The following is a 10,668-nucleotide window of genomic DNA, read 5'->3' as shown; positions in this document are numbered from 1 at the left end:
CCCGCCGGACGCACCCCAACCTCCCCTCCCCGCCCCCCCCCGCCCCCCGGTGGCGGCCCGCCGCGCGGGCCCCCCCGCCCCCGCCCCCCCCCACGTCTCCTTCAGCATCGGCCCCGGCGAGGTCTTCGGCCTCGCCGGAGAGTCCGGCTGCGGCAAGTCCACCCTCGCCAACGCCGTCATGCGGCTCCTCAAGGAACCCGCCGAGATCACCGCCGGCCGCGTCCTCTTCCAGGGCCGCGACATCCTCGCCCTGGACGACCGCGAGCTGCGCGCCTTCCGCTGGCGCGAGATCGCCATGGTCTTCCAGTCCGCGATGAACTCCCTCAACCCCGTCCTCACCATCGGCGAGCAGATCGCCGACATCTTCACCACCCACGAGAAGCTGCGGAAACGGGCCGCCCGCGACCGCGCCGCCGAGCTCCTCGGCCTCGTCGGCATCAGCCCCGACCGGCTCCGCGCCTACCCCCACCAGCTCTCCGGCGGCATGCGCCAGCGCGTGGTCATCGCCATGGCCGTCGCCCTGCGCCCGAAACTGCTCATCATGGACGAGCCGACCACCGCGCTCGACGTCGTCGTGCAGCAGGAGATCATGGCCCAGATCGCCGACCTCCAGCGCGAACTCGGCTTCTCCGTCCTCTTCATCACCCACGACATGTCGCTCATGGTCGAGATGTCCCACCGCATGGGCGTCATGTACGCCGGCCGGATCGTCGAACTCGCCCCCGCCCAGGCCCTCTTCGCCCGGCCCCGGCACCCCTACACCGAGGCGCTGATGCGCGCCTTCCCGCCGCTCACCGGCCCCCGCGCCACCCTCACGGGCCTCTTCGACGCCCCGCGCACCGCCGACAGCTGCGGCTTCCACCTCGCCTGCCCCGCCGACCGGTCCGACTGCTCGGGCAACATCCCCGACCTGCGCGAGCTCGCCCCCGGCCACTGGGCCGCCCTCACCGAAGGCGCCACCGCATGACCCTCCTCCGCATCCGGGGCCTCACCAAGGACTTCCAGGTCGGCTCCGTCTTCTCCCGCCGCCGCGTCCGGGCCGTCGCCGGCGTCGACCTCGACCTCGACCGGGGCCGCGTCACCGCCCTCGTCGGCGAGTCCGGCAGCGGCAAGTCCACCATCGCCCGCTGCGTCGCCCGCCTCGAACGGCCCACCGCCGGACAGATCCTCCTGGACGGCGAGGACGTGCTGCGCACCGAACGCCGCCGGGCGAGCCGCGCCTACCGGGGCTCCGTCCAGATGGTCTTCCAGGACCCCTTCGGCTCCCTCAACCCCGTCCACCGCGTGGAGCACTTCCTCACCCGCGCGCTCGTCCTGCACGGCCACCCCGCCGACCGGGGCCGGCTCGCCGACCTGATGGCGGAGGTCGGCCTCCCCGCCGACCACCTCGACGCCCACCCGCACGAACTCTCCGGAGGCCAGCGCCAGCGGGTCGCCATCGCCCGCGCCCTCGCCGTCGGCCCCCGCGTCCTCCTCGCCGACGAACCCACCTCCATGCTCGACGTCTCCGTCCGCGTCGGCGTCCTCAACCTGATGCGCCGGCTCCGCGACGAACGCGACCTGTCCCTGCTGTACATCACCCACGACCTGGGCTCCGCGCGCTACCTCGCCGACACCACCGCCGTCATGTTCGCCGGCGAACTCGTCGAGGGCGGCGACGCGCTCGCCGTCATGGACGCCCCCGCCCACCCGTACACGAGGCTGCTGCTCTCCGCCGTGCCCGACCCGCGGCGGCGCACCGGCTACGACAAGGCCGAGCGCGCCCGCCTGCGGGCCGCCGTGCTCGACCCCGAGTCCTGCCCGTACGACGACGGCACCTGCAGCACCACCACCCCCGTACGCCACGTCGTCGGCGAGGACGAGGGGCAGCCGCACTGGGTGCGCTGCCACCTGTACGCCCCCGCCCGCGAGATCGCCCACCGCGTCCTGCAGGGCGCGGACACCCCGGAAGCCGAGACCACCGCCGCATGACCCACGACCTGATCACCGCGTCGCAGCCGCTCGCCGACGACCTCGCCGAGCGCGCCTCTCGCGACCCGCACCGCCCCCGCTTCCACTTCACCTCGCCGGGCGGCTGGCTCAACGACCCCAACGGGCTCACCCACCGGGACGGCGTCTACCACCTCTTCTACCAGTACAATCCGCTCGCCCCGGCCCACCACCGCATCCACTGGGGCCACGCCACCTCCACCGACCTCGTCACCTGGACCGACGAACCCGTCGCCCTCGTCCCCGGCGCCACCGGCCCGGACCGCGACGGCTGCTGGTCCGGCGTCCTCGTCGACGACGACGGCGTCCCCACCCTCGTCTACTCGGGCCGGCACGGCGACCGCGAACTGCCCTGCGTCGCCACCGGCACCCCCGACCTCCGGCACTGGACCAAGGACCCCGGCAACCCGGTGATCGCCGCCCCGCCGGAGGGCCTCGACCTCACCGCCTACCGCGACCACTGCGTCTGGAAGGAGGACGGCCGCTGGCGGCAGCTCGTCGGCTCCGGCCTCCGCGGTCAGGGCGGCACGGCGCTGCTGTACGACTCCGACGACCTGCGCAGCTGGCGGTACGTGGGCCCCCTCCTCACCGGCGACGCGAACGCCGGCCGGGCGGGGCAGCCGGACTGGACCGGCACCATGTGGGAGTGCGTCGACCTCTTCCGGGTGGAGGGGACGGACGTCCTCGCCTTCTCCGCCTGGGACGAGGGCACCACCCACCACCCGCTGTACTGGACCGGACGGTACGAGGGCGACCGCTTCACCCCCACCGCCCTGCACCGGCTCGACTACGGGCAGAACCACTTCTACGCCCCCCAGTCCACCCGCGACGCCGCCGGCCGCCGCGTCATGTTCGGCTGGCTCCAGGAGGGCCGCGGCGAGGACGCCACCGCCCGCGCCGGCTGGTCCGGCGTCATGTCGCTGCCCCGCCTGGTCACCCTCGGCGCCGACGGCGCCCTCCACCAGGCGCCCGTCCCCGAACTGGCCCGGCTCCGCCGCGACCACGTCGCCGTCGGGCCCTTCACCCCCGGGCCGGACCCCGCCGAGGCCCTGGACGCCGTCCGGGGCGACCAGCTCGACCTGGAGGCCACCCTGCGCCTCGCCCCCGGCGCCGTGCTCCGGCTCGGCGTCCGCGAGACCCCCGACGGCGCCGAACGCACCGTCGTCGAGCTGGCCCGGGCGGGCGCCGCCCCGACCGCCACCCTCCGGCTGCGCCGCGAGGCGAGCAGCCTCGACCCGGACACCGACACCACCCCGCGCTCCGGCGACGTGCCCCTCGCCGCCGACGGCACCGTCGCACTCCGCGTCCTGGTCGACCACTCGGCCCTGGAGATCTTCGCCGGCGGCCGCGCCCTCGCCTCCCGCGTCTACCCGACCCGCCCGGACGAGGCCGTCGGCGTCTCCCTCACCGCCACCGGCGAGACGCACGTCCACCGCCTGGACGCCTGGCACATGGCCCCGGTCTTCACCGGTCCCCGCGCCCTCTGGCCCTGACGGGCCCGTTCCCCCCGGGGGCGCGCGGCCGAGCCGCGCCGCGCGCCCCCGTCCCCCTGTCGTCCTCACGCGCCACCCACCGCCGAGGAGGCCCCCCATGACCCACGTCCCTTCCCCCGCCACCCCCTCCCGACGGGCCGTGCTCGCCGCCGGGACGCTCGCCGCCCTGCCCCTCGCCCTGACCGCCGCACCCGCCGGAGCCGTACCCCCGGGATCCGTCCCGCAGGCCCGCCGCAAGACGGCCGCGCCGCTCGGCGCGGTGACCTCGCCCGTACCCGATCCCCTTCCGCACCGGGGGAGTTGGCAGCGCACCGCCGACGGCGGGCAGCGGGCCGCCGCCCCCGCCGGAGGCACCGCGCTCGCGATGACCGAGCACCGCACCGGCGCCCGGTCCGGCTTCGCGCTCCGGGTCGCCGCCGACCCGGCGACGCCGAACGCCCGGGGCGGACTCGTGCTGCGGGCCGCCCCCGACGGCTCCACCGGCTACGCGCTCACCCTGGAGCCCGCCAACGGGCAGGTCCGGCTCACCGACCTCGCCGACGGCACCCTCCTCGCCTCCGGCGCCGCGGGACCGGGCGAACTCCTGGAGGTCGCCACCGACGGGCCCGCCCTCACCGTCCACGTCGACGGCCGCTCGGTGCTCGCCGTGAGCGACCACCGCCACCGCGCGGGCCACACCGGCCTGTTCGCCGCCGCCGGGACCGTCCTCCTCGGACCGCTCCGCGCCTGGACCGTCACCACCGACCTCACCGGCTGGACCGGCGACCCCGGCTGGACGCCCACCCCGCTCGGCCTCACCGCCGCCGCGCCCGCCGGGACCAACCTCCGCACCCTCGCCGCCGAGGAGGCGTACGACACCTCCCTCCAGGCCGACGTCGTCGTCCACGACCCGTACGCGGTCGCCGCCCTCCTCGTCCGCGCCGACGCCTCGGGCAGCCGCGGGTACGCCGTCGAAGTCGACCCCAACCAGGGCCGGTTGCGCCTCTACCGCGTCGACGGCAACGTCACCCTCGCCACCCACGCCGTCCCCGTCCTCCCCGGCACCGTCCACCGCCTCCGCGTCGAGGCCGAGGGCCGCCGACTGCGCGTCCACTGGCAGAGCGACTTCCTCCGACCCGACGGCTACGCCCCCGTCATCGACACCGAGGACCCGGACCCCGCACCCCACCTCTCCGGCCGGCACGGCCTGCTGGCCTACAACGGACGCGTGTCGTACGACGACGTCACCGCGCCCGGTGCCACCGAACTCCCCGGCGGGACCACCGAGTCGGGCACCTGGACCCGCGACCTCGCCGGCCTCCGCGGGCACGACGGCGTCCGCACCGCGCCCGCCCCGGACGGGCCCGGCCTCGTCGTCACCGCCGACGTCCGGCTCGCCGGCGCCCGCGCCGCCGGACTCCTGGTCCGCGGACACGCGATCCTCCTCGACCGGCAGGCCGGCGCCGTCCGGCTCCTCGACCACGCCCGCGGCTCCCTCCTCGCCGGCAGCCCGCCGCCCGTCCGCCCGATCCGCGACGGCGACCTCGTGCGCCTCGAAGTCCACCTCCTGGACGGGGAGTTCACCGTCTACGCCGACGGCGTCCGGTGCCTCCGGGCGCCCGCCGCCACCACCGGCGCGACGGTCGGACTCGTCGCCGAGGGCGGCACCGCCTTCTTCCGCGAGGTGTACGCCGGGGACTCCCGCGACCACTTCACCGAGCCGTACCGGCCCGCCTTCCACCACTCCCAGCGGTCCGGCTCCGCCAGCGACCCCAACGGGCTCGTCCGGTTCGACGGCGAGTACCACCTCTTCCACCAGGACAAGGGGCGCTGGGCGCACGCCGTCTCGACCGACCTGCTGCACTGGCGCTCCCTGCCGCGCGCCCTGGAGTGGAACGTCCACGGCCACTGCTGGTCCGGCAGCGCCGTCGCCGACCTCCACGACGCCTCCGGGCTCTTCGGCGGCGGGGCCGGTCTGATCGCGTACTACACCGCCTACCACCCCGACCGGATCGGCGGGAACCAGTCCGTGCGGGCCGCCTACAGCACCGACCGGGGCCGCTCCTGGCAGTGGTACGGCGGCGCGGAGCCGCTCGTCGGGAACCCCGGCGGACCGGACGGCGGCTGGGACTTCCGGGACCCGAAGGTGCTCCGCGACGAGGCCCGCGACCAGTGGGTGATGGTCGTCTCCGGCGGCGACCACGTCCGCTTCCTCACCTCCCGCGACCTGCTCCACTGGACCCACGTCAGCTCCTTCGGCTACGGCCCCTGGGTCACCGCCGGCGTCTGGGAGTGCCCGGACCTCTTCCCGCTGCCCGTCGACGGCGACCCCGGCCGCACCGCCTGGGTCCTCACGCTCTCCACCGGCGCCGTCCGCGCCACCGACGGCTCCGCCGCCGTGTATCTGACCGGCACCTGGGACGGCACCGCCTTCACCCCGGACCAGGCCCCCGGAGGCTGGCTCCGCAGCGACCACGGCCGCGACTTCTACGCGGCCATCACCTTCGACAACAGCCCCGACGGGCGCCGGATCTGGCTCGGCTGGACCACCAACTGGGACTACCCCTTCAGCGCCCCCACCGGCCCCTGGCAGGGCCAGCACAGCGTCCCGCGCACCCTCTCCCTCACCGCGGGACCCGCCGGCCACCCGGTCCTGCGACAGTGGCCCGTCGCCGAACTCGCCGCCCTGCGCACCGGATCGACCGTCCGCACCGGCCTCACCGCGGGACCCGGCCTCCCCGACCCGTGCGCCGGACTCACCGGCACCGCGTACGAGATCGAGGCCGAACTCGCCTTCCCCGCCGCGGGGTTCGCCACCGACTGCGCCTTCCTGCTGCGCGGGAAGGACGGGCAGGGCGTCCGCGTCGGATACGACCCCGGGCGCGCCCGCCTGTACCTCGACCGCGCCGACTCGGGACGCACCGACTTCACCCGCTGGTTCGCCGGCCGGACCGAGGCCCCGCTCGCCGCCGTGCCCGAGGCGGGCGGCGGCCGGACCGTGCGGCTGCGGATCGTCGTCGACTCGTCCTCCGTGGAGGTCTTCGGCGGCGCGGGGGAGGCCGTCCTCACCGGCCTGGTGCTGCCGGACCCGGACGCGGCCGGCCTCTCCTTCACCGCCGACGGCGGCACCGTCCGGCTCGTCACCCTCGCCCACCACCCGCTCGCCCCCACCTGCCGGGTCGGCGGCGCCCCCGGGCGGACGCTGCCGCCCGCCCCGCCGCCGGGGCAGTTCCGCACCGACCTCGGCGCGCTCGCCGTGACGCCCGCCGGGCGCTGGGAGCCCACCGGAGCGGGCACGACCTGCGTCTTCGACCGGGACAGCGACGCCCTGTCCACCCGCCGCTTCGCCGACCTCGAACTCGTCACCCTGCTGCGGCTCGGCGGCGCCGACGGGGTGCGCGGCGCCGCCTCGCTGCTGTGGCGGGCCTCCGCGGACGGCGCCGACGGATACGTCCTCAACGTCGACCCCGACCTGCGGGCCGTCCGGCTGGTGGTCCGGCGCGGCGGCTCCTTCGACGACGCGGCCGCCCTCGCCCGGGTGCCGCTGCTCGTGCGGCACGGGGTCACGTACCACCTGCGGGTCGTCCACCAGGGGACCCGGATCCGGGTCTTCCTCGACGGGGACGGGATCATCGACCTCACCGACCCGGGCGCCGCCTTCGCGTCCGGTCACGTCGGCCTGAACGTCTTCGGCGGCCGGGCCGGCCACCAGGACACCTACGCCAAGGAGCTGTGAACCGCATGTCCTTCCTGGTGATCGGCGAGTGCGTCGCCGACATCGTCCGCGAGCCGGGGGCCGCCGACGTCGTCCACCCCGGGGGCAGTCCCGCCAACGTCGCCTACGGCCTCGCCCGGCTCGGCCGGGACACCACCCTCCTCACCCAGCTCGCCGACGACGACGCCGGGCGGCTGATCGCCGGGCACCTCGCCGGCGCCGGGGTGCGGGTCGCCGTCGGCGGCGCCCCCGCCCGCACCCCGGCGGCCGTCGTCACCCTCGACGGGCGAGGCCAGGCGGCGTATGCCTTCGACATCGCCTGGACGCTGACCGCCGACGAGCCGCCGACGACCGACGGCCCGGTGCGGCACGTGCACCTCGGCTCGATCGCGGCCGTCACCGCGCCGGGTGCCGCCACCGTGCTCGCCCTGACCGGGCGGCTCAGGCCCACGGCCACGGTCAGCTACGACCCGAACGTGCGGCCCGCGCTGATGGGGGAGCACGGCGCGGCCGTGGACCGGGTCGAGCGGTGCGTGGCCCTCGCCGACCTGGTGAAGGCGAGCGACGAGGACCTGGCCTGGCTCTACCCGGGCGAGGCCCCTGAGGCGGTCGCCGCGCGCTGGCTGGCGCTCGGCCCGGCCGTCGTCCTCGTCACCCGCGGCGGCGCCGGATCGCTGGCGGTGACCCGGGGACACACCGTGGCGGCCGCGGCGCCGCCCGTCACCGTCGTCGACACGGTCGGCGCGGGCGACTCCTTCATGGCGGCCGTCCTCGACGCGCTGGCCGGCCGCGACCGGACCGGACTCGCCGCGCTCGGCGCCGACGACCTCGCCGGGCTGCTGGCCAGGGCGGGGGCGGCGGCCGCCGTCACGGTCTCCCGGGCCGGGGCCCGGCCGCCGGACCGCGCGGAGCTGGACGCGGCGCTCGCCGCCGGGTGACGGTCAGGTCCGGGCGTGGCTGGTGATGTCCGCCGCGAACGCCTCGACCAGCTCCGGCGTCACCGTCGGGCGGGCGGCGGCGATCGCCGCCAGGTAGTCCGCCGTGCTCGCGCCCGGCGCCGGGACGTCCGCGTCCCGGCCGCCTACGGCGAGCAGATCCCGCTCGAACGACGCCTGGGCGGCGACCCGGGCCGCGTGCTCGATGTCCGCGGGGGTGAACAGATCGCTGGCGAGGACCAGTTCGTCGACGTCCACCTCCGGCCGGCCGTCCGTGTAGCGGGACCAGATCGCGGCCCGGGCGGCCTTGTCCGGCGTACCGATCGGGATCAGGTAGTCGAAGCGGCCGGGCCGCAGGAAGGCCGGGTCGAGGGAGCGGACCGAGTTCGTCGCGCACACCAGGAGCCGCTCGTCGCGCTCCCGGAAGCCCGGGATCAGCTTGAGGAGCTCGTTGGTGACGCCGTGCAGCCCGCCCGGCTGCGCGGGCTCGGTGCGGACCGGGGCGATCTCCTCGACCTCGTCGATGAAGACCAGGACCCGGTCCAGCTCCGCGATCCGCGCGAAGGCGGTCCGCAGCGCCGCCGCGAGGTTGCCGCCGTCGGCCAGCCGCGACGGCAGGATCTCCACGAACGGCCAGCCGAGCCGGGAGGCCACCGCCCGGGCGAAGGTGGTCTTGCCGGTGCCGGGTGGGCCGAAGAGGCAGATCGCCCGGGGCGGTCGGACCCCGTGCCGGCCGGCCCGCTCCGGCTCGGCGAGCGGCAGCACCACCCGCCGCTCGATCAGGTCCTTCCCGCTCCATGCCGGCCACCTTCGCCCACAGGTCGCCCGGCAGCAGCCGGCCGCCGAGATCGTCCAGGAGCCCGGCGGCGGGCCCGTGCAGCGGCTCGGTCTTCTCGAAGTAGGCGACCGCGGGCTGGCGGGTGTAGCCGGCGTTCAGCAGCCCCTCGCCGAGCAGTTCCTCCTCCGGCAGGACGTACGCGATCCGGCCCACCCGGGCGGCGACCAGCTTGCGCTCCAGCTCCACCAGGAGGGCGCTGGCCAGGCCCCGGCCGCGCCAGGCGGAGGCGATCGCGATCCGCATCACCCAGGCGCGCTCCCCGGAGACGGAGGCGAGCGCGGCCCCGATCGGCACGCCCTGGTGGACGGCGACGACGGCCGGCTGGCGGGAGGTGAGGGCGCCGATGCACTCGGCGAGGGAGAAGACGGACTCCTGGCCCAGCTCGGCCGTGGTGTCGATCAGATGGACGACGGCGGCGAGATCGCTCTCGCGGTAGTCGTGGATGTGCCAGTTCACCGGTGGTACCGCCCCTCGTGTGCTCTCGTTGCGGCGAGGCTAGGCGGGGGCCGGGCGGCGGGGCCTGCGCCATCCTGCACAAGGCGGTACGGGGAAACGCGCCGCTTCGTCACTGGGCGGAGCGGCGCGCATGCGTACGGCGGCGCTCCCGGGGGAGTGCCGCCGTACGGGCGGGAGGCAGGGGCCTCACGTCCTGCGCTTGCTCATGAGCAGTCCGCCCGCGGTGAGGGCGAACAGACAGACGCACGCGCCCGTGATGACATTGCTGAGCACCATGCCGGTGTCGGGGCTCCGGGTGACGACCCAGGGCGCGACGATGGTCCAGGCGCCGAGCAGCAGGACCACGAAGTTGAGGTCCTGGGAGCGCTCGGGGGCCATCGACATGCACAGGCCGAGGACCGCGAGCGCGATGCCGACGACCAGGTTGGTGATGGCCAGCTCCGGCCTGGCGGCCGCGAAGTGGACCGTGTACGCGGAGACCGCGATCCAGACTCCGGCGAGGATCACGAGCTCCTCGACGGCGGCCACTCCTCTGGTCTGCAGGATCTGCGCGTAGCGGTCGCGCATCTCCGTCGCGTCGGGGTGTCCCGAGATGTCACCGGGACGGTGAGAGACGTCGGCCATGTGACTCGCCTCCTTGCTGGCGTACTGCGTCGGACCGCGCTCGCGGCACGAGGCCGCAGTCCCATTGTGCGCTTATATGTTCCTTATGTGAAGCGGGAACGAGAACGGCCGCCCGCCCCGGCGTACGCTGGGAGAGGACTCGGGGCACCCGCGCACCGCCGGGAGGCGGACACGATGACCGGCATCGTACGAAGAAGCTTCGACTCAGCGGACGAGACCCGCCCCTTCGAGGACGGCAAGGGCAGGCTGGACCTGCTCAGCACGGAGCGCGGCGCCGTCGGGCGCGCCGTGTTCGAACCCGGCTGGCAGTGGTCCAAGCACGTCAAACCGATCGCCGGGACGGACAGTTGCCAGGCGTCGCACGTGGGCTACGTGGTCAGCGGCCGCATCCATGTCGTCATGGACACCGGCGAGGAGGACGAGTTCGGCCCCGGCGAGTTCATGGAGGTCACCCCCGGCCACGACGCCTGGGTCGTCGGCGACGAACCCTGCGTGGCCCTCGACTGGGTCGGCTTCGGCGACTACGCCAAGACCTCCTGAGACGGGAGCCGGTCGGGGGGGGGGGGGGGGGGGGCGGCCGGGGGGGGGGGGGGGGGCGGCCGCGGCGGGGGGGCGGGGGGCGGGCGGGCGGGGCGCGCG

General features: G+C 75.9%; 7 protein-coding genes and 1 pseudogene. 6 read left to right on the top strand and 2 right to left on the bottom strand.

All coding sequences use genetic code 11. The features are described from left to right. Positions 1-49: 49 nt before the first annotated feature. From ACFW1I_RS10570 to ACFW1I_RS10550, 5 genes are all read left to right on the top strand, one after another. Positions 50-967 (top strand): ABC transporter ATP-binding protein, encoded by a 918-nt coding sequence (locus ACFW1I_RS10570; protein WP_384668484.1) that lies wholly within the window; start codon positions 50-52, stop codon positions 965-967. Then, a complete protein-coding gene (locus ACFW1I_RS10565) occupies positions 964-1,971 on the top strand; it encodes an ABC transporter ATP-binding protein (RefSeq protein WP_384668451.1) in 1,008 nt (335 codons plus the stop codon). The genes ACFW1I_RS10570 and ACFW1I_RS10565 overlap by 4 nt, the downstream gene beginning before the upstream one ends. Further along, positions 1,968-3,482, top strand: coding sequence for a glycoside hydrolase family 32 protein (locus tag ACFW1I_RS10560; RefSeq protein WP_384668448.1), 1,515 nt, complete (start codon positions 1,968-1,970; stop codon positions 3,480-3,482). The genes ACFW1I_RS10565 and ACFW1I_RS10560 overlap by 4 nt, the downstream gene beginning before the upstream one ends. Before the next feature lie 97 nt (positions 3,483-3,579). Further along, entirely contained in the window at positions 3,580-7,197 is a 3,618-nt protein-coding gene (locus tag ACFW1I_RS10555; protein ID WP_384668445.1) for a glycoside hydrolase family 32 protein, read from the top strand. Positions 7,198-7,202: 5 nt separating this feature from the next. Continuing rightward, positions 7,203-8,114 (top strand): carbohydrate kinase, encoded by a 912-nt coding sequence (locus tag ACFW1I_RS10550; RefSeq protein WP_384668442.1) that lies wholly within the window; start codon positions 7,203-7,205, stop codon positions 8,112-8,114. Positions 8,115-8,117: 3 nt separating this feature from the next. Here the strand turns inward: ACFW1I_RS10550 and ACFW1I_RS10545 are convergent. Together ACFW1I_RS10545 and ACFW1I_RS10540 are read right to left on the bottom strand one after the other, a co-directional pair. Then, positions 8,118-9,405: pseudogene (locus ACFW1I_RS10545) on the bottom strand (ATP-binding protein). A 186-nt stretch (positions 9,406-9,591) separates the two neighbouring features. Beyond that, on the bottom strand, positions 9,592-10,029 hold the full coding sequence (locus ACFW1I_RS10540; RefSeq protein WP_384668439.1) for an SPW repeat protein: 438 nt from the start codon (positions 10,027-10,029) through the stop codon (positions 9,592-9,594). A gap of 174 nt (positions 10,030-10,203) precedes the next feature. On the opposite strand from ACFW1I_RS10540, the gene ACFW1I_RS10535 reads away from it, so the two are divergent. Further along, positions 10,204-10,569, top strand: coding sequence for a cupin domain-containing protein (locus tag ACFW1I_RS10535; RefSeq protein ID WP_384668437.1), 366 nt, complete (start codon positions 10,204-10,206; stop codon positions 10,567-10,569). The last annotated feature ends 99 nt before the right edge of the window (positions 10,570-10,668 follow it).

The organism is Streptomyces sp. NPDC058955, assembly GCF_042741435.1.
Classification (GTDB): Bacteria; Actinomycetota; Actinomycetes; order Streptomycetales; family Streptomycetaceae; genus Streptomyces.
This window is presented reverse-complemented; position numbering and strand designations above follow the sequence as displayed.